At 63.6% G+C, this 18438-nt stretch carries 22 protein-coding genes; 14 read left to right on the top strand and 8 right to left on the bottom strand.

Translation table 11 applies throughout. The features are described 5' to 3' along the window. Nucleotides 1-1252: 1252 nt before the first annotated feature. The 10 genes from P5205_19770 (at nucleotide 1253) to P5205_19725 (ending at nucleotide 7974) form a co-directional block, all read left to right on the top strand. The gene (locus P5205_19770; protein HSA12605.1) at nucleotides 1253-2791 is read left to right on the top strand and encodes a DUF4055 domain-containing protein; all 1539 of its coding nucleotides are present in this window, start codon (nucleotides 1253-1255) and stop codon (nucleotides 2789-2791) included. A 7-nt stretch (nucleotides 2792-2798) separates the two neighbouring features. Then, nucleotides 2799-3566 carry a hypothetical protein gene (locus P5205_19765; GenBank protein ID HSA12604.1) on the top strand — a complete coding sequence of 256 codons (768 nt, stop codon included), beginning with the start codon at nucleotides 2799-2801 and terminating at the stop codon, nucleotides 3564-3566. A gap of 27 nt (nucleotides 3567-3593) precedes the next feature. Then, a complete protein-coding gene (locus P5205_19760; GenBank protein HSA12603.1) occupies nucleotides 3594-4604 on the top strand; it encodes a coat protein in 1011 nt (336 codons plus the stop codon). 57 nt (nucleotides 4605-4661) lie between these two features. Continuing rightward, on the top strand, nucleotides 4662-4889 hold the full coding sequence (locus tag P5205_19755; GenBank protein ID HSA12602.1) for a hypothetical protein: 228 nt from the start codon (nucleotides 4662-4664) through the stop codon (nucleotides 4887-4889). Nucleotides 4890-5046: 157 nt separating this feature from the next. After that, the gene (locus P5205_19750; GenBank protein HSA12601.1) at nucleotides 5047-5481 is read left to right on the top strand and encodes a hypothetical protein; all 435 of its coding nucleotides are present in this window, start codon (nucleotides 5047-5049) and stop codon (nucleotides 5479-5481) included. Nucleotides 5482-5493: 12 nt separating this feature from the next. Further along, nucleotides 5494-6084: a hypothetical protein gene (locus tag P5205_19745; protein ID HSA12600.1), complete on the top strand. Its 591-nt coding sequence runs from the start codon at nucleotides 5494-5496 to the stop codon at nucleotides 6082-6084. After that, nucleotides 6081-6542 (top strand): hypothetical protein, encoded by a 462-nt coding sequence (locus P5205_19740; GenBank protein HSA12599.1) that lies wholly within the window; start codon nucleotides 6081-6083, stop codon nucleotides 6540-6542. Before P5205_19745 ends, P5205_19740 begins: the two co-directional genes overlap by 4 nt. A gap of 11 nt (nucleotides 6543-6553) precedes the next feature. Continuing rightward, nucleotides 6554-6862 (top strand): hypothetical protein, encoded by a 309-nt coding sequence (locus P5205_19735; GenBank protein HSA12598.1) that lies wholly within the window; start codon nucleotides 6554-6556, stop codon nucleotides 6860-6862. Next, nucleotides 6859-7608 carry a hypothetical protein gene (locus P5205_19730; GenBank protein ID HSA12597.1) on the top strand — a complete coding sequence of 250 codons (750 nt, stop codon included), beginning with the start codon at nucleotides 6859-6861 and terminating at the stop codon, nucleotides 7606-7608. Before P5205_19735 ends, P5205_19730 begins: the two co-directional genes overlap by 4 nt. Nucleotides 7609-7644: 36 nt before the next feature. Continuing rightward, entirely contained in the window at nucleotides 7645-7974 is a 330-nt protein-coding gene (locus P5205_19725; protein HSA12596.1) for a hypothetical protein, read from the top strand. Between the two features lie 17 nt (nucleotides 7975-7991). Here P5205_19725 and P5205_19720 read toward each other — a convergent pair whose 3' ends face one another. Continuing rightward, nucleotides 7992-9137, bottom strand: coding sequence for a tyrosine-type recombinase/integrase (locus P5205_19720; protein HSA12595.1), 1146 nt, complete (start codon nucleotides 9135-9137; stop codon nucleotides 7992-7994). Nucleotides 9138-9347: 210 nt separating this feature from the next. On the opposite strand from P5205_19720, the gene P5205_19715 reads away from it, so the two are divergent. From P5205_19715 to P5205_19705, 3 genes are read left to right on the top strand one after another with little or no spacing between them, the layout of a single operon-like run. Beyond that, on the top strand, nucleotides 9348-9779 hold the full coding sequence (locus tag P5205_19715) for a hypothetical protein (protein ID HSA12594.1): 432 nt from the start codon (nucleotides 9348-9350) through the stop codon (nucleotides 9777-9779). A 52-nt stretch (nucleotides 9780-9831) separates the two neighbouring features. Continuing rightward, entirely contained in the window at nucleotides 9832-10242 is a 411-nt protein-coding gene (locus P5205_19710; protein ID HSA12593.1) for a hypothetical protein, read from the top strand. A 43-nt stretch (nucleotides 10243-10285) separates the two neighbouring features. Continuing rightward, nucleotides 10286-10606, top strand: coding sequence for a hypothetical protein (locus tag P5205_19705; protein ID HSA12592.1), 321 nt, complete (start codon nucleotides 10286-10288; stop codon nucleotides 10604-10606). Nucleotides 10607-10902: 296 nt separating this feature from the next. Here the strand turns inward: P5205_19705 and P5205_19700 are convergent, their stop codons facing one another. The 3 genes from P5205_19700 to P5205_19690 all read right to left on the bottom strand — a co-directional run bounded on the left by P5205_19700 (nucleotide 10903) and on the right by P5205_19690 (nucleotide 14049). Then, on the bottom strand, nucleotides 10903-12285 hold the full coding sequence (locus P5205_19700; protein HSA12591.1) for a terminase family protein: 1383 nt from the start codon (nucleotides 12283-12285) through the stop codon (nucleotides 10903-10905). Next, entirely contained in the window at nucleotides 12278-12880 is a 603-nt protein-coding gene (locus P5205_19695) for a hypothetical protein (GenBank protein HSA12590.1), read from the bottom strand. Before P5205_19695 ends, P5205_19700 begins: the two co-directional genes overlap by 8 nt. Before the next feature lie 131 nt (nucleotides 12881-13011). Continuing rightward, nucleotides 13012-14049: an AAA family ATPase gene (locus P5205_19690; protein HSA12589.1), complete on the bottom strand. Its 1038-nt coding sequence runs from the start codon at nucleotides 14047-14049 to the stop codon at nucleotides 13012-13014. Nucleotides 14050-14334: 285 nt separating this feature from the next. On the opposite strand from P5205_19690, the gene P5205_19685 reads away from it, so the two are divergent. After that, nucleotides 14335-15423 carry a leucine-rich repeat domain-containing protein gene (locus tag P5205_19685; protein HSA12588.1) on the top strand — a complete coding sequence of 363 codons (1089 nt, stop codon included), beginning with the start codon at nucleotides 14335-14337 and terminating at the stop codon, nucleotides 15421-15423. 56 nt (nucleotides 15424-15479) lie between these two features. Here the strand turns inward: P5205_19685 and P5205_19680 are convergent, their stop codons facing one another. From P5205_19680 to P5205_19665, 4 genes are all read right to left on the bottom strand, one after another. Further along, nucleotides 15480-16469 (bottom strand): hypothetical protein, encoded by a 990-nt coding sequence (locus P5205_19680; GenBank protein ID HSA12587.1) that lies wholly within the window; start codon nucleotides 16467-16469, stop codon nucleotides 15480-15482. A 360-nt stretch (nucleotides 16470-16829) separates the two neighbouring features. Next, a complete protein-coding gene (locus tag P5205_19675; GenBank protein HSA12586.1) occupies nucleotides 16830-17336 on the bottom strand; it encodes a hypothetical protein in 507 nt (168 codons plus the stop codon). Next, nucleotides 17333-17581, bottom strand: a complete 249-nt coding sequence (locus P5205_19670) for a hypothetical protein (protein ID HSA12585.1) — start codon at nucleotides 17579-17581, stop codon at nucleotides 17333-17335. The genes P5205_19675 and P5205_19670 overlap by 4 nt, the downstream gene beginning before the upstream one ends. A gap of 4 nt (nucleotides 17582-17585) precedes the next feature. Beyond that, nucleotides 17586-18425: a hypothetical protein gene (locus P5205_19665; protein HSA12584.1), complete on the bottom strand. Its 840-nt coding sequence runs from the start codon at nucleotides 18423-18425 to the stop codon at nucleotides 17586-17588. Between the last annotated feature and the right edge of the window lie 13 nt (nucleotides 18426-18438).

Genomic DNA, 18438 nt, shown 5'->3' with positions numbered 1-18438 from the left:
GGTGAGGCTGACATTGGGGGCCAGCGCATGACCAGGCCGCAGCGGAGGCCAGCGAGCTTGCGAGCGTTTCTGGAGCCGGGACTGGTGATGCGCTGGCCGGGGTTGCTGTTAGTTCCTCCTTTGGTTGCCTTTGAGCGCGTAGCCTTGGCGGAGCGCGAACTGGATTTCTTTCGAGCCTTGGTCGAGCTGGTTTCCTTTGCCCTGAAAGGGCTACTCAGCCGCCCACGGAGGACGCTGACGCGACGGACGCAGCCAACCGGAGAGAACGAGCCAACGCCACACGAACGGCTGCCACCAGGGAACACGAGGACGGAACTGAGGAGGACAACCCGCCGCACGCCAGAACTGCACGGGCAACGAAACGCGCTGGAAATAGAACGCAGCAACCCGACACTGGAAACGCTGCCAACGAACGCCGACCAGGAGATGCCAACGCCTAGCGGCCCTACCGACCTGAAAATGCTCTCTCACACTTTTTTATTGAGAGAGCATTTTCAGGGCGGTAGGGACGCGGGCAGCACTGGAGGCGTAGGATCACCCACGACGCCCGACAGCCCGAAGGAGTCGTGATTCTAACTTTGTCTTTTTCCGGAGCGAGTGGCAGGGCGCATTCCAATTGTCGCAGCAGGCGTGCCAGCCGCGGGGTTAAGGGGAGGCTGGCGCGACTGCTGCATCGTAAACGCGCCCGAACGAAGCTTCTGGGGGCGTGCGACGTTCTACTGGCGTTGGTTTCGGGGCGGGCGTTCGTGGTCGCGGTGGGGCATCCGAACTGGCACGAGCGGAAGCAGCAAGCGTGACAGGCCGGGGTTAAGGGGGGCCTGGCGCGCTAGCTGCGCCGCGGACGTCCGAATTGGCAAGGCGTGTTCGACGGCGCGAAGCGGGAGCGCGGTCGAACGGCATTGCTGGTTGGAATCGCAAGGGCGTATCGAGGTCGCGCCAGCTGGGTGATGGTCGAATCACCTGACTGTGAGCCGCAGGCCCCGCCACAGCCCGTTGCGTAGCACAGGGCTGTGGCGGGGCCTGCGGCGGTCGTGGCGGCCTAAGCGACTGACAGGCGGAGCGCCGGTTGCGCCGCCGAGGCGCATCCGGCGCGGAGCCTGGCAGGAGCGGTGCCTAGTGCTGGAGGTCGTCAACGGTTTCCTTCAGGAAAAGTGAGGACTCCTGATAGCGGGGGATGGCTGCTGATAGCGTGTGATGACACGGCCAGTGGGGCATCGGTTAGAGGGCAAAAAGCGATGCTAAGGTTGCGCCGATGGCCGTAAATGCGACTCATCCTGATTACGACGCCGCGTCCGTGGAATGGGCGCGAGCGCGTGATGTCCTGGCCGGCGAAGATGCCGTCAAGGCTGGGGGCGAGAAGTACCTGCCTCGGTTGGACTCGCAGACGGATGAGGAGTTTTCGGCCTATGTGAAGCGCGCCTCCTACTTCAATGCCAGCGCGCGCACGTCGGAGGCGTATCTCGGCCTGATGTTCCGGCGTCCGCCGTTCGTGAAGCTCCCCGCTGATGGTGCCGGTGTTGGCCGGGCGATGGCGGAGTTCCAGAACGACGCCGACATGCTGGGCACCACCCTCACCGGCTACGCGAAAATGGTGGTGGGCGACGTGATTGGTCTCGGTCGCGCCGGCTCGTTGGTGGACTGGGAAGATGCGGTCGAGCATCGGGCGTACGTGGTGTTCTATCGCGCCGAGCAGGTCATCAACTGGCGGGTCGAGAGGGTGAACGGCCGCAATGTGCCGACGCTCGTCGTGCTGAAGGAGCAGGTGCTTGCCGAGCCCGGTCCGGATGATGATGGGTTTGACCTGCGGCTGGTGGACCAGATGCGGGTTCTGAGGCTGGTGCCCAGCGATGGTGAGCCGGTGGCCGGCAAGCACGACTACCACTGCATCGTTGAGCTGTGGCAGCCGAAGAAGACGCAGCGGCGTGGCGCTAAGATCGAGTGGCAGCTTGTGGGGACGAGGATCCCGCTGAGGTTGGGCAAGCCGCTGCCGCTCATTCCGTTTGTGTTCCATGGGCCGCGGCACTCGCGGCCGGAGATAGATCGTGGTCCGCTGGAGGACATCATCACGGTGAACCTCGACCATTACCGCCTCAACGCTGACTTCAAGCACGGCTTGCATTTTACGGCGCTGCCCACTGCCTGGGTGAGTGGCTTCGATAAGGGCGCGTCTCTCCGCATCGGATCGAGCACGGCTTGGGTGAGTGAGACGCCAGGTGCCACTGCCGGCTTCCTGGAGTTCACCGGCCAGGGGCTGACGACTCATGAGCGAGCGATGGACCGCGACGAGCGGCTCATGGCTATCCTCGGTTCTCGAATGCTGGAGGACATGAAGAAGGTCGGCGAGACCGCGACCGCAATCGAGCTCCGGCAGGCTGGTGAGTACAGCATCCTCGGGAACGTAGCTCTCAGCTTGAGCGAGTCCATGACGCAAGTGTTGCGTTGGGTCTATTGGTGGAACTCCACGGAGGAACTGCCTGACGATGTGAAGAGCGAGCAGGTGCTGATGACACTGAACACGGATTTCAGCACGAAGGGGCTCGCGAGTCAGGACGTGCAAGCAATCGTCGCTGCCTGGCAGGCCGGTGCAATCAGCCAGGACACGATGTTTGATCTGTTCCGCCGTGGTGAGGTGCTGCCCGAAGGCAGGACGAACCAGGAGGAGGCGGCCTTGCTTGAACAGCAAAGGCGCGAGGACGCGAAGAACGGTGTGGCGAATGGCACGAATGGCCAATCGCATGTGACGGTCGGCAAATCGAGCGGCGTACCCATGGGTAGCGCCCAATCTGCGTGAGTGAGTTATGGCACTGAAATACAAGTTCAAATCGAAGGATGAAATCCCGGCTGGAATCGCGGAGCACTATGTGGAGCGCGATGGGGCCTGGGTGTGTGAGATGGAGGGGGCGGTGGAGAAGGCCCGGCACGATGAGATGCGCGAGAGGGTCATCGCGGTGAGTAACGAACTCAAGGCGGTGAAGGAGCGATACGATGGCATCGATCCAGACCAGGTGCGCAAGCTGGCGGAGGAGAAACAGCGGCTCGAGGAGGCGCAGCAACTCAAGAGCGGTGAGCTGGACAAGGTTGTCGAGAACCGACTCAAGACCGCGAAGACCGAGTGGGACAAGCAGTTCGCTGCCGTGACCTCCGAGCGTGATTCACTGAATGCGCGCCTGACTGGCATTCAGATTGATCAGGGCGTGATCACCGTCGCTACCAAGCGCGGCCTACGGCCTACGGCTATCCCTGACATCACTGCACGTGCGCGAACTGTGTTCCGCCTGGTGGATGGCGCTCCTCGCGCGTTTGAGCCCGACGGCCAGACGGTGCGTGTTGGGAAAGATGGAATCACGCCCATGACTTTGGATGAGTGGGTTGAGCAGCAGGTTGCTGACGCTCCTCATCTGTTCGAATCGAATGCGGGCAGCGGTGCTGCCAGCAACGGCTCCGGTGGAGTCGGTAACAAGTCCGTGAAGAACCCGTTCCGGAAGGACACGTGGAATCTCACGGAGCAAATGAGACTGCAGAAAACCGATCCGGGTTTGGCGGCGCGGCTAAGAGCCGCGGCGTAGCCCTGGATCACAACCGGAGACTGAAATATGGCTAAGACGTTAGTGGCGGATGTGATCATCCCCACAGAGTTCGAGAAATACGCCATTGAGCGGACGGCTGAGCTGTCGCGCTTTGGCGAGTCGGGCATTATCGAGATGGCGCCCGAGTTTGACACATTGGCGCAGGGGGGCGGTCGTGAGGTGAAGATGCCGTTCTGGAAGGACCTGACTGCGACCCGACAGTTGCTCAACGATTCGGCGTCGCTGACGGTGAACAAGATCGCGGCGGACACCGACATCGCGCGCATCCACAACGATGCGCAGGTGTGGTCGGTCAACCACCTGGCCAAGGTGGTATCGGGCGATGATCCGATGGGTGCGATCGTGGACCTGGTCGGCGCCTACTGGGCGCGAACGGATGAGTCGCTGGTGATCTCCTGCCTGAAGGGCATGTTCGGTGCCGCTTCCATGGCGGGCAATCTGCTCGCGATTCATTCTGAATCGGTGGCAGGCACCACTTCCTCGACCAAGCTCAACGGTGCGACCTTCGTCGATGCTTGCGCTAAGCTCGGCGATGCGGCCAGCAGGCTGACGGCCGTGGCGATGCACTCGGCTACCGAGGCGGCACTGAAGAAGCTGGATCTGATCGACTTCCTGCCCGACAGCGAAGGCAAGCCGAGTCTGGCCAGCTTCCAGGGCCGGCGCGTGGTCGTTGATGACAGCTTGCCGACGCGAGCTGGCACCACTGATGGCACGGTTTACACGACCTACCTGTTCGGTCAGGGCGCGTTCGCCAAAGGTGTTGCTCCGCTGAGTGGCACGCCGCTGCAAGGTGGCTTCGGCACTGAGGGTGTGGAACTGGCGCGCGTGCCGCTGGACAGCGACACGGTCCTCATCAACCGCCGGCGCTACATCCTGCATCCCCGCGGTGTGAAGTTCACCAGCGCTTCTGTGGCTGGTGACTCGCCCACTGCGGCGGAGTTGGAAACGGCCGCGAACTGGGTGCGCGTTTGGGAAAACAAGAACGTGCGCTTGGTCGCAATCACCCACAACAACTGAGCATGAGCCGGGGATGGCAGCATCCCCGGCGCTTGGCTTCTACGAAAGGACACAAGTATGGGCAAATTGATTCCCTGGAGTTTCGAGAAGATTCGGAGCGGCGAGCAGATTCAGCCTCCGACCTTCACCAATGTTGCCGCCGCCAACGCTGCTGGTGTGACTGCGGCTAAGTTCCCGCGGCGCGTCATCTACCTGAGCGCCGGCGGGACTGGCTCGGTGCCGTGCCTGGCGATCAGCGACGGCGCGAACTGGAAGCAGATCGCGATTGGAGCCAACGCCATCTGAACTATGAGCGGATTGCTTCCAATCATCCGACGGGTGCGGCGTCCGCTGTTGCCTGTAGAGGCACCGGCGGACACCAAGCCTGCGGCGGTGCCCGCTGCTGCTGCTGGCAACAGCGCGGCCACAACTAGACCCTCCAACCAACAGGAGCCCAAGAAGAATGGCCAAGTTGCTACATCTCAGCCAGCCGAGTAGGGGGCTCAGCAATATCGTGCGGACGTGGCTGGCACTGCGACAGCAGCGACGGCGACGTAGCGCAGGCAGCGGAACGCCGTCGGCGCCGGTGATTACAGGCCTGAACCTGACGGAGAGCGAGGGCGAGCCGCTTTACTGGTTCGACGTGCTGATCGATTTCTCTTTCGAGCAGGGGCGCTTTCCTGATGGCACGATCGAGCTCTACTGGTCGCGCGGGTCACAGACCTGGATAGAGGAGTACGTAGGCGCCGTATCGAGCACCGTGCGGCAGTTCCGGCACGTGCGAGCGTTTAGCGACTTCGAGAATGACGATGTGTCCTACCGGATGCGCTACCGGTGCGGCACGGAAGTTATCGGGCCGTTCGGGCCAGCTTACGAGTGGTACTACTGCGCGCCTTAGAAAGGAAGTTGTATGGCTCTGACACTGATCAAAGAAGACGGCACTGGCAGGACGGACGCGAATAGCTACGCCACGGTGGCTGAAGCGGATTCTTACTTCGAGGCGCATCTGTATGCGTCGGCATGGACGGCGGCGACTGCGACGACGAAGGCCGCGGCGTTGGTGATGGCGACGCGCTTGGTGGATTCGCAGTATCAGTTCAACGGTTACCGAGCGCATGACACGCAGGCGCTGCAATGGCCGCGTGAACGTTGCCCTGATCCTGACCGCAACCTGGTGACCAGCACGACGCTGTCGCCGGTGCTGACGAATTTCGTGCCGAGCACGCAGGTGCCGGCGCCCGTTGCGTTCGCGGTGTGCGAGATGGCTCGGGAGCTCCTGATTGCGGATCGGACGGCGGCGCCAGCCGGCGAGGGCGTCGAGTCCACGGCGACAGCAACCCACACAAAGACGAGCAGCTCGGACACGAGCAACTCGTCCACCACAAAGTACAGCAAGAGCGACACGCGGCCGATTATCTCGCGCGTAGCGCAGGCGATGCTCTCGAAGTATGGCGCTTTGATTGTCGGCGGCAGCGGCTCGGTTCAATTGGTGCGCGCATGAAGTGGTTCTGGACCATTCTGATGTTGGCCTGGCCTGTCGTGGCCGCTGCACAGCGGTTGACGCTGGCGTGGGATGCGTCGCCGTGCGCCTGCGCTGCCAGCTACAGGCTCTACTACGGCACGAACACTCGGTCCTACCAGTTGGTGACCAATACAGGGCTGGCGCTGACGCAGTCGGTGGTGTTGCCGCACGGCGGGCGTTGGTTCTTCGCGGCAACTGTGGTCAGCACCAACGGCTTGGAATCGGACTTCAGCAACGAGGTCTCCTGGGAAAGCAAGCCGACAGCGCCGGTGATGGCGGGCAGTTCGTGGGTGCGACTGACTCCGGTCTTTGGGCGGAGCACGAACCTGGCGAGCTGGGGAAGTGTGACCGGCGAGGCGACGTGGTTCCCGGCGACGAACCGAGCCGAGTTCTTCCGAGTGAATCGGCTCCTGATGGAGAGAGTGATGGTGCCATGACGAACATGAACATGAGTGAATTTCTGCGGGGCGTGGACCACGCAGCGGCAAAGGATGATCGCTGGCTCTTCATCGCCAGTCTGGTGGTCATCGGACTCTTTGGCGTGTGGGTCGTGCGTTACTTCGTAAAACAGCACGAGCAGTTGCTCGCTGACCACAAGCAGTCTCGCGAGTGCTACCAGGAAAGTTTGCGCGGCGTGGTGGCCGAGCAGAGCGCGACGAACGCCAAGCTCGTCGTGTGCCTGGACAACAACACCAAGGTTCTTGAGGAGTGCCGGGATGAACTCAGGGGCTCCTCGCGCAGGAGAAACAGAAAATGAAAACAGCAAAGGTCGGTATGTGGTGTGGTGCGGCCGTAATGGTTGCGGCAATATTGGCGGTCGGCGGAATGAGCGGGTGCTCGACGCTGCACCGGGCGTACAAACAGGAAGTGACGTGGACCAATGCGCCGGTGGTGCATCTGTTCACCAACACAGTGGTGGTCACGAACACGGTCCCTGTGGTGACGGAGCGGACCAATATCGTGTACGTGACCAACGCGGCGACCGGCGCGGTGTCCGGGTACATGTCGCACGAGCCGGTGGCAACCAACATGGTGACCGCCGTCGTGACCAACTTGGTGCCGGTGTTTTACACGAACGTCGTGCAGGTGCCGGTAACGAACTTGGTGGCCAAGCCGGAGGCCGAGGCGGTGATTCAGGCCGCGGGGTCTGTGGTCAACACGTTCGCGCCAGGCATTGGCAGCATCCTGGCGCTGGCCCTGGCGGGGTTCTATCACGGCTACCGACAGGTCCGCAATCACAAGGTGAATGAGGCGCTGGTCCAGGGCGTGGAGACGGCGCGGGCGGTGCTGACGACTACGCCGCAGGGTCAGGCCGCTGACGCGCAGTTCGTCAAGTGGCTGAAGGAGCACCAGAAGGAGGCGGGTGTCTTCAGCACGGTGTCAAGCTTGGTCGAGCAGCTCAGCGACAATCCGGCGGCAAAGCTCACAGCACAGGAGATCGCGCAGCGGGTGCAGCAGGCACAGCAGCAGCGGACGGCGAGCCAGACGGCCGTGGCCGCGTGAAGATGGTGAGGGAATCCTTTCTCGAAGCAAAGTCTTATGAATAGCGACACTATCCACGTGGCAATGAGGACCTGGGCGACGAAGGAGCTTCCGGCGCGCCTCCACGCGACGCAAGTCGCCAAACTGCTGAACTGCTCGTCGGAGGACGTGGCGATCCTCGTCAGCGCGGGCACGCTGCGTCCGTTGGGCAAGCCTCGGCCCAGTGCCGTGAAGTACTTCAGCACGATCGAGCTGATTGCCCTGTTCGCGGACCGGGACTGGCTCGACGAGGTGACGAAGACCGTTAGCTCGTACTGGCGGCGAAAAAACGAACGCCGCAAGGGCGCCCTGGTGGCGACCCGTGCGGCGGCGTTACAGTTGAACTAGGATCCGCTAGAGGCGGTTCACCCGGCTTGGGCCTGGGCGCTTTCGGGCGCCTGGGCCTGATTCGTTTCGGGGGCGGCGGGTTTGGCTTGGAAGTCCACCGCTACTACTTTCGGCTGCTGCACGGCGGCCGGGTCTTCCTTCCACTTCTTCTCCCAATCGTCGAGCGAAGGCACGGTTACTTCAGCGCGTTTGGAGTAGGCGTGATGCACCGCCATCGACTTGTGCCCCAGGGCCTGCTGCGCGAAACGCTCGGGGTAGCCGCACTTAAGCGCACGCTCGGCCCACGAATAGCGGTACGAGTGCAACGTCACGCCGCTGATGTCCAATCCCGCGCAGCGCTGCCTGAACTCCGTGGCCCGGTCGCCCGGTCGCACCGTGCGCAGGTAGGGGAAGAGCGGGCCGGACTGCGGGCGACGCCGCAGAAGGGCGGCGACCTCCTCGCCAAACCGGATCAGCGCCGGACTGATGGCGGCCCCGCGGGATTTGAGCTTCTTGCGCGAGTAGCAAATGGTGCGGCGCTCCCAGTCAACGTCATTGGCCGTCAGGCAGGCGGCGTCCGATTGCGAGGCGCCGGTGTGCCAGAGCAGCTCGTAGAAGTCGCGGCGTTCGGGGTTACGCTCGCGCGCCACGATGGCGGCGTGCTCGGCGGCGGTGATGGCGCGTTTCGGCTTGAAGACGAATCGGGGCCATTGCATGCGCGGGATGACGGATTTGAGGAGCCACTCCATGCCAAGGGCGTGGTTGTGAATGCGGCGCAGGAACATGTTGGTTGAAACTCTGCCGCCGGCCAGGGCGCGATCGAAGTGCTCGGCCCGGGTCTCAGCGACCTTGAGCTTGCGGAGGCAGTCGAAGTTCTTGTCTCGAATAGCCAACTCCCAGCGCGCACGGCTGCCGCCGGTCTTCTTTTCGACGATGTGATCCATCACCTCCTGCCAGGTCCTGGTGGCGAGCTTCGGGTCCGTGGCGTTGATGTAAACGCGAGCCAGGCCGAGGCTGATGCCGGGCTGGCGCTCCGCCTCGTTCATCGCGTTGAGCTTCTGTTCCGCCTCGGCCTTGACGCGGGTCTTGAGGCTGACCGAGTTGCCCGTGAGGTTGTCATACGCGTAATACATGCCCCAGGCGCGTTTGAATTTCCGATACCGTTGAGTCATATCCGTTCTCATCTTTCTTAGGATATGGAGGTCTGAACTCCCCTCGCATCCGGGCAACGGGCGTGTCCGCACCGTGCGTGCACCGGATAATTAACGAGGGTGAAAATCGTTGAAGGATTCGTTGGAGGTCCGCCCCTCATCTCGCTCAAGCCCTCGTGTTTTCAACCACTTAGGCAGCGAGGTGAGAGACCGGACTGAGCAGCAGAGCACAAAAAAAACATCATGAAGACCAAAGCAAATAAAAAATCGGAATCAGGGCTCCCGAGCCGTCCTGAGCAGTTGAGCACAGACAACAACACAGCAGCGCAGACCGAGGCTGCCGCCAAGAAGGAAACGCGGATTCTTCCGTATGTGAACTTCAAGCAGCGCGAGGAGAATCGCGCCCTCGCGACCGAGAAGGTTCTCGACCTCCTCCGGCAGTGGTTGCCCGCCGCCTACGACCTGGCCGAGGTTGTCGGCAAGTGGGTTTGGGTCACCTTCCCCGACCAGCCCGCCGAGCAGGTTCGCGGCCAGCTCTCGCAGTTCGGGTTCCACTGGAACAACACCCGCAAGTGCTGGCAGCACCCGTGCGGCCAGTTCGCCACCGAGGGCAGCGGCCAGGACCCCCGCCAGAAGTACGGCAGCCGGTTCGCCGCCGATCTCAAAGCCGCCTAGTTCACCCAGGGCGCGGCCCCTCGCGGGTCGCGCCCGCTTCCCCTACATGAGCATGAGCAATAACACACAGCACACAGACAGCCCCCAGTGGGATGTCGTTTACCAGTACACCCGCTCGCAGGCCATCGCCGACGGGTTCCAGATCGAAGTCACCAAGACCGCAGCCGAGGCGGGAATCCGCTTCCCGGTGTTCATCACTCGCGGAGTCTATGAGCAGTGCGTCGCCGTCCCGCCCGGTGTCACCGGCCAGGACGAGTCCGGGAGGTTGTGGGACCTGATTTGGATGCTTCGCTTCGCGATCATCCGCTCCCGCCCCGGCACCAGCCGCTTGACGGTCGCGCTCTACGTCCGCAACTCTGACACCCAGCCCTCCCGCCTGGTCAAGCTGGTCGCCACCGCCGGCGCGGTGGACGTGGACGACCCCGCGCCCGCCATTACTCTGATGCTGCCAGAGGAAGACTGACCTCCGCACGCTGGCCCCGGGCAACCGGGGCCAGCCCTTCACCATGAGCCAGACTTTCCTTTTCTTCGAGCAGCAGACCCGCGACGCCGAGCAGGCCGCGCTCGACGCCAAACGCGCCGCCAAGGAAGCCGCCGCCAAGGCCCGAGCCGAGGCCAAAGAGAAGGAGGAGCGCGAGAAGTCCATCCGCCGCCTGATGCGCCAAGACGCCTACCGCCGCAAGCACCCGCCCGGCCGCGCCCAGTGCGGCATCAATTGGTATCCCGCGGGCAGTGGTTGGACCCACTGCCACAAGTGCGGCCAGGCGCTGATCTACACCACCGACCCCGACGCCAAGCCCCAGGTCTGCGCCGGTCGCCGGCAGTGAGCTTAGGGGCAGCCACCCGGACGCCAGTCCGACGCGCGGCACACCAACACGCCAGCCGGTGGCTGCCCCGGCCTCCGGCGGCCAGGGCTCCCGCCCTGGACCTGGGCAGGGCTCGCCACCCTGCACCGGCCATCCTTTTCCGACCCCAAGGCGCTCACTCCCGCTGCCACGTCTCACGCCGTCACTCATCCTGCGTGCGCAAGCCTCGCGCCGTCATTCACCTTGCTGCTCCCGTTCGCTCCCCCACCCATCCCCCAGTGCTCGACCCCCTTCCATCCCCAAGGGGGTCTGCGCCATCACAGCCCACGCAACTTGCGTTGCGTGACCGTCCGCGACTTCGTCGCGACCAGATACCGAAGCGCGTCGGCGGCATCGTCGCCGCCGACGCCCTCCTCGTCCGCATCGACCTTCAGCACGTCCTCAGGCCGGTTCGGATCGTGCTGGAGGCTGGGCAGCGTCTCCACCAGGCGCCCGCATCGCCGGTGGATGAACAAACGGGGCGAAATTTTCCCCTCAGGGTCGCCCAACCGCTGCAATAACTCTGCCCAACCGTTGACCCGGTCCATATTCGCAGGCCGGAGGGTGATTCCCTCCCGCCCGTACTGGGCTGCGATGGTCGTCCCATCACTCTGCCGGCTAAAGACATCCGTGCCCGCCACGAACCGGCGGAGCTGCTCCACGGTCAGGCCATGCCGTGCCAGCATGGCCTTAACCGCCGCCGCGTGCCGCTGCGGCAGCCAAAGCCGTTCGGCATGCTCATCGACAACAAAGATGTTGCCGTCACCATCCGTGCAGCCGAGCAGGACAACGGTGTAGTGGGCAAAGCCGTAATCCAACGCACAGAACCACTCCCGCGCCCTGGACTCGTCGAAATCGGCGACTACGTGAACGTCGCGCCGGAACATCGTGAAGTACTGGCCCGCGGCCAGATCCCAGTCACCATCCAGCCAGGCCCGACGCTGCCAGCCACTCAAACCCTCCAGCACCCGTTGATATTCCGGGTTGTTGAACGCGCTATCGGTCACGCGAGCCGGCACGAACCGTGTCTCCCGCTCCCGCTTGTCCATGAATGGCTGCACGAACCTCATCCGGTACCACGCATGACCAATCCCTCCAGGATTGGTCGTTGAGTAGATGCGCGGGCGCCAGTTCGGCTTGCTGGTCCGGCAGCAGGTCGTGATGTCCTGGTGCTTGCGGCTGGACAAGGTTGTTGCCTCCTCAATCCCGATGACGTCGTACTCCAGGCCAAGGTAGGCATCAATGTCCTTCTCGGCCTGGAAATGGCCCGCGATGATACGCGACCCATTCCCGAAGGTCAGAACCCCACGGTAGGCGGAGAAGTCATGCTTCAACCCGCCGAAGAGCCGGCGCCGCAGGTCCTCGAAGTGCTCCATGTTGGCTTTGCCAACCTTTCGCAGCAGCAGGCATTTCAACTCCGGCACGCGCTGACAGTCGTCAGCGCCCATCTGTGCCAAGAGCCAATGGCTCTTGCCGCCGCCCCGGGCCCCGCCGTAGCCGACGGCCGTCGGCCCGTCGGCCCGGTCACACAGCCGCGCCGCCGCCGAGGCGGCGAGCTGGCGCTCCTGCAGGATGACGCCAGCCCGCTCGAAGTTGTCCATCTGGTCCGGCGGGCATCCCACCGACCGGCCGACCTCAAAGTAGCGCTCCAGCTCAGTCATGCCTCGCCTCCTCAGCGGCGGCAGGCAGCGCCGGCCTCGCTGGCTCGACCTGCACGTCCACCACCTCGCCCGGTAACGGCTTGCCGTAGATCTTCTTCAGTGCCGCCTGGACCTCCACCCGGATCGGCCCGCCGTCCGGGCCGGTTACCTCGGCCCGCTCCGTCGGCTTCTCACAAGCGCTGTGCCCGAGCTTGCTCGCCAGCTCCAGCAGGCGGGCATAGCCCTCCAGGGTGCCGCATCGCTCCGCTCGCGCCATCCAGCGCCGGCGGACCTCAGCCGCGAACGTCACCAGGTCCCAGCGTTCCTGCCACTCCGCTTCGCGGAGTTCCTGATACCGCTTCGCCCAGTCCACCCCTTTGACCCGTGTCATCGCCTCGGCTGCCTCGCGCTCGACCAGGGCCATGTGGGCTCCGTAGGCCACCACCCGGGCACCCCAGTCGAACTTGCTGGACCATTTCTCCATCAGCACCTTGCTGCGGCCAAGCTTCTTGGCCACCTTCGCCAGCGACCGTTCCGGTCCCTGGCTCAGGTAAAGGCTGAAGGCGACGAACGCCTTGTCGCTCTCCTTCGGTTGCTGCTCAAACGCTAACGCCATATGTGTCCTTTCCTGCAGCCGTAACGGCAGCGGCGGAAGGGCAACCCGACCCCAAGGAGGGTTGCTCCTTCCCCACTGCCTGTCTGGTTTCCTGCTGCATATTCATTTAAGGCATGTTGCAGTCCTGCAGTTCACTGCCCTGGTGCCCAGTAAAGTCCCCCGCCTGACCGGATTAAGCCCTTGGCAACCAACCGCTTCAGGTAGGTGGCAGTGGTCCTCGGACTCATCTTCAGTGCGGCCTTGGCGTCACTCACGATGGTGGTGAAGGCCTTGCCCTCCGAGCTAATCACCGCCTCAACAAACTCCCTGTCCGAACACACCTTGTTCTTGGACTGGGGCCGGCGCAGGGCGCTGGGATTAAGCTCAGGCGCCAGGCGCATCAGGGGGTAATCCCACTCGACGACGAACTCGTCCACCTGGGGCAGGTTGCGCAACACGGTGCTGACGGTGAAGCAGTCCGGCTCCTCGTGCGGGGTGAGCACGAGGATGCTGTCAGGGTCACGCGCCCAGGCCCCGGCCCCGCTCATCCGGTCAATCGCGTGCTTGGCCGAGCTGTCGCCCTTGGCGAAATGGTGGGCGACCACCACCGCAGCCCCGGACGACTGGGCCAGCGCCTCAAACTCATTCATCAGGCTGGCGATCTCGCCGTTGGCGTTCTCGTCACGGTCGCCGAGCAACTTGTAGGCGGGGTCGAGGATGATCAGCCCGAACTGGTGCCGGGCGAGCTGCTCCTCCAGCTTCGGCCGGAGGAGGGTCAGATCCGCGTTGCGGCCCCGAAGGTTCCACAGCGCAAGCGTGTCCCCGAGACCCTTGCACTCCGGCCTGGCGCCGGCCAGCGCGTTGATGCGCTGCCCGATGGACCATCGGTGCAGCTCGAAGTTGATATAGACGACCGGCATCTTGGTGCAGCGCCGACCCCACCAGCTCTCGCCGCTGGCGACGCTGATGGCCAGGTCGAGCAGACACCAGGACTTGTTGCTCTTGCTGGTGCCCCCGAGGATCATCTTGCACCCGCGGTGCAGGATGCCCTCGATCACCTGCGGCGGCGGCACCGGCACGCTCGCCGAAAACTCGCGCAGAAACTCAATCTCCGGCAGCGGCGGCGGCAGAACGCCCAGGTCAACCGCGATGTCCACCTGTTCAGAAGGGTCGTATGTCTTGATCTCCATTCAGTTCCTCACGTTTCCGCGCGCGCAGCGCGCCAATTCCACAAGCCCCGTTAGGGGCGACCTGATACAAGCCCAGGGCAAGGCCGCCAGGCCGCCGCCCTGGGTACCAGCGCACAAAAGAAAAATCCCCCCTCTCCCCTTCCGAAGGGGAGAGGGGCCGGGGGTGAGGGGCCCCCTTTCACACCAGCTCTTTTTTGTTTGCCAGCGCGGGCAAAAACTGCTATCAATCAGCGCGTCAGTAGCCAAATACCAAGCTGTCGACGTAGCACATTTTCGCAGCCACTTATGAAGACGCTGCTCAAGGCATTCCAGCCCTTGGCAGTGTTCTACACCCTCACCTTGCTCTCGTGGCCCACGCCGCTGGCCGCGCAGGCTGAAGACTTCACTTGGCGGACCAATAATGGCACGATCACGATCCTGCGATACATCGGCCCCGGCGGTGCGGTGACCATCCCCAGTACGATCACCTACCTGCCCGTCGTCACCATCGCCGATTATGCGTTCAATTCCTGCCTCACCCTCACCACCGTCACGATCCCGGACACCGTCACCAGCCTCGGGTACAATTCCTTCAGTGGGTGCCGCAACCTGACCAACGTCACCCTTGGCGCCAGCGTCACCAACATCGGAGAAGCCGCGTTTTATTACTGTTTCAGCCTCCGCGCCGTCATCATTCCCAGCAGCGTGACCACGATCAGAACCCACGCATTCTCCTGGTGCACCAACCTGAACAGCGTCACGATCAGCAACGGGCTCAAGACCATCGAAGGCTCTGCCTTCGACTATTGCACCGGCTTGACCAATGTAACCATCCCCAACAGTGTCACCGGTATCGGCCTCGGTGCCTTCACCCGGTGCGCCAGCCTGATCACAGCCACGATCGGCGACGGCATCGTCACCATTGGCGGCAATGCGTTCGCGTTTTGCACGAATCTCACCCACATCACCATCGGCAGTAGTCTCACCAGCATCGAGAACTACGCCTTCTATTCCTGCACCAACCTGACAGGACTCTATTTCAAGGGTGCTGCTCCCACCCTTGGTTCGGGTGTGTTCACCGGTGATGACAATGCGACCGTCTACTACCTGCCGGGCACAACAAACTGGGGTTCCACGTTCGGCGGCCGTCCGACCGCCCTCTGGCGACCGCAGATTCAGGCCAGCGACGCCAGCTTCGGCGTGCGCACCAATCAATTCGGCTTCAACATCGCGTGGGCCAGCGGCATGAGCATCGCGGTGGACGCTTGCACGAACCTTGCCACCCCCGATTGGGTTCCCCTGCAAACCAACACGCTCACCGCTGACACCTTCTACTTCAGCGACCCCGACTGGGCCGATCATCCGCGCCGCTTCTACCGCGTGCGCTGGCCGTGAGCCTCCGCGCCTCTGCGCCTCTGCGTTAGAATCCGTGTTCATCCTGTCATCTGTGGTTACTGCCTTAACCAAATGAGACGTTGCAGCCGGCCATCGCGGAATGCTCCGGGCACCCGCACCGGCTGCGAATACGTGAAAACTTTCGGGTCACACCCGAACACCACCAGCGCCGCCTTGAGCCGCTCCTCCGTTACGCGGTTGCGCGGCGCGTCGAACCAGCCGTGCAGGCTCTTGCCGGCGGTGTCGATAATGGCGTGCAGGGTAAAATGGAGCCGCCGGTTGAGGTAGGCGAAGATCGCGCCGACCTCATCCCGGGCCAGGGTGTCTGACTCAATGACGAGGAACCGATGCCCGCTCAGCTTGTCGTTGCTCCGGCTATGGCAGCCAGGCTTGAACGACGAGCCGCAAGTGTAGTTCCCCATCACCGGCCCAATCTGGTACCACTCGGCAACAGGCCGGAAATGAGTCCGATGCTCCGGTTTGCCGGAACTGTACACGTCGCCGATCCAGACGGTGGAGCACGCCGGCCAAAGCTTGAGCCAGGTCCGGAACTGGTCCTCAGCATCCCGGTTAGCGACCAGCAACGGCGAATCCTCGAGGATTTGCGCCATCGGCCACCCGAAGAAGTCGAACAACTCCGGCCGGAAACCCTCCGCCGCAACGCGGAGGGTTTCCAACAGCAACTGCTCGCCCGCTTCGCGGCCTTCGGCCTTGGCGCGGGCTTTCACGACCTCACGGGGCAGGACCACCCCGCCGGCCTGGAGCACGTCGCCGCTCCGCAGCAACTTCCCCCCCGGGAGCCGAAGCTCCCAGGGCGAGGCGCCCAGCTCCCGGCGCAAGCGCCGGTTCGCCTCGGCGACCGCCGGTGCGCACGATGCGTGGAAGCAGAAGATCGTCGGCGCCCCGTCCACGTTCACCCGGCAATCCTTCTTGCCGTTGGTGCTGGTGTGGAACGCCTCGCCGGGGCACCGGCAGAACCCGGAAACCTCGGTCTGCCAGTCAATGGCACCAAGGAGCTGGGAAGCGACATGGCGGGGGTCCGGCATGGAAAAGGGGTCATTTTTGACCTCTGCCGTCAGACCGCCACGGTCCGCTGTCTGCACCCTCGCCCGGGCCCCCGTGTTGCCACAGGGCCAGCGGGCACAGAAAAAGCCTCATTAGTGCCGGTCTCGCGGCTTAACTGCCTACATGACCAGCTCTCCGCCCAGCCCAACGACCGGGCGAACTCGAAAGTCCGGAGATACGCCCCGGCGACCGAATAGGCCACCCGTCGCCCGCCACTGATACGCGCCAGGGCGCGCGCCTGCTCGGGCTGATGTACCTGGATCCAGACCACTCCCGGCGCCACCTTCCAGCAGGCCGGCTTCATTCGTTGTGTGACTTGTGTTCTCATTTGTTTCCTTTCGCTAAAAATCCTCATGGGCCACCGCCTCCGACTCGGCCACGCCATGCACTCGTGCATGGCACTTCCGGCACAAGCCGACCAATTCAAAGGCGAACTCAGCCCCGACATGGTCGTAGGTCAGGTGATGAACATTCTCGATCGGCGCCGACAGGCACCCCTGGCAAACCACATCCCGCTTTACCACGAGCGCTCGGATGGCAGCCCATTCCGGGGTAGCCAGGTAGGCCGCATACTGAGCCCGACGCAGGGCCGCAGCCTCCTCTGCCTCCCACCGCTTCGCGGCGGCATCATCCTCCCATTGCTTCCGCTGCGCCTCCTGTCCGCGCTGCTCCAGTTCCCGGTCCAACTCCGGCGGGTCGCTCTCGTCCCGCTTCACCTTGTAGCTGGTGTGCCGGCCGCAGGTCATGCACTGGAGGCAGTGCAACACCACGCCAGCGGCATTCTTGTACTGCCGGCGTTCTAGGCGGGCGTCGCTGCACTCGCGGAGGTCTTTGCAGCAGCCCTTCATTCCAGGGCCAGTTCCGGCTGGCAGTAGCGCTTGGCCGCGGTGATGAAGTCCGCCGGCCTTTTCAAAATGGCTGCCGCCACATGCGGCGGCAGATAAAACAGATTCTTCGCCCCGTACCGGGCGGCGATGAAGCGGAGGACCTGGTCCTCCGTCACCGGGTCGCCGCCCAGTACGCGCTCAAGCCGCTGCACGGTCACCACGGGCAACCGCGCTACCGAAGGCTCAAAGCTGGCGAGAATCTTCATGGCCTCAGCACCCTCGGGCCACCAGCACCAGCGGCGCCCCGGCCTCGCCCGCCTGTTCCTCACCGGGGACGTAGTCCTTCTCGATGCACCAAAGCCGGTGCGCCGCATAAAACGCCTCCAACCCCCGACCCAGGTCCTCCTCGCGCCACACGTGCTCAACGGGTCGCCCCGCCTGCAGTGAGTTCACGATCAGGTTCAGGCACTTGACCGGACGCTCGTCCCCAATGACCACCGCATCCCGGTAGGCAGCCAACTGGTAGCACCACGATCTGTACGGCCTGGGCTTATCACCCGCCCGCACCTTCATGGTTTTGAGATCCACCAGACACAGCCCATGCTCGCGGTGCTCCACCAGTAGGTCAGCGGTGCCCGCGAACCCGCGCAACGGCTCGACCAGCGTTCGTTCCGTCCAGTGCAGCGCCGTGACCTGTGCTTGATACCAATCCCGGTAATGCCGGAGCCAATCAGCCGCCGGATGCTCCGGGTCCACTTCGAGCGTCTCCGCCACGCGCTGCGCGCCGTGGTGGAACGCCGTGCCGAAACCGGCTGCGTTGTCGCGTGTGCTGAGAGAGTCCTCCACCACCCGCTTGGCGAACGCATCTTCCGATTCCCCCTCGGCGCGTGGCAGCGTCAACGCCGCCATCACCGCCTGCTCCTGCAGCCAGGCCGTCAGCTCCGGCTTGGCGATCACCCCCAGGATATTTGTTACGCTCGGCAGCAAGCCGAGCTTGCGAGCGTCCCGCACCGTAGTCGGTCGCGGTTCGCCCTTGGCCGACGGGACGGAGTGCAGTGGCTCCCCGTCCCGCTGGTACCAGTGAGCATTTTCAGAGTTGAAAAGCTTCATGGGATTATGTCAT

It is taken from the genome of Candidatus Paceibacterota bacterium (genome assembly GCA_035452965.1).
In the GTDB taxonomy this organism is placed as follows: domain Bacteria; phylum Verrucomicrobiota; class Verrucomicrobiia; order Limisphaerales; family UBA8199; genus UBA8199.
The sequence above is the reverse complement of the archived record's forward strand: the minus strand, read 5'-3'. Positions and strand labels throughout refer to the sequence as shown.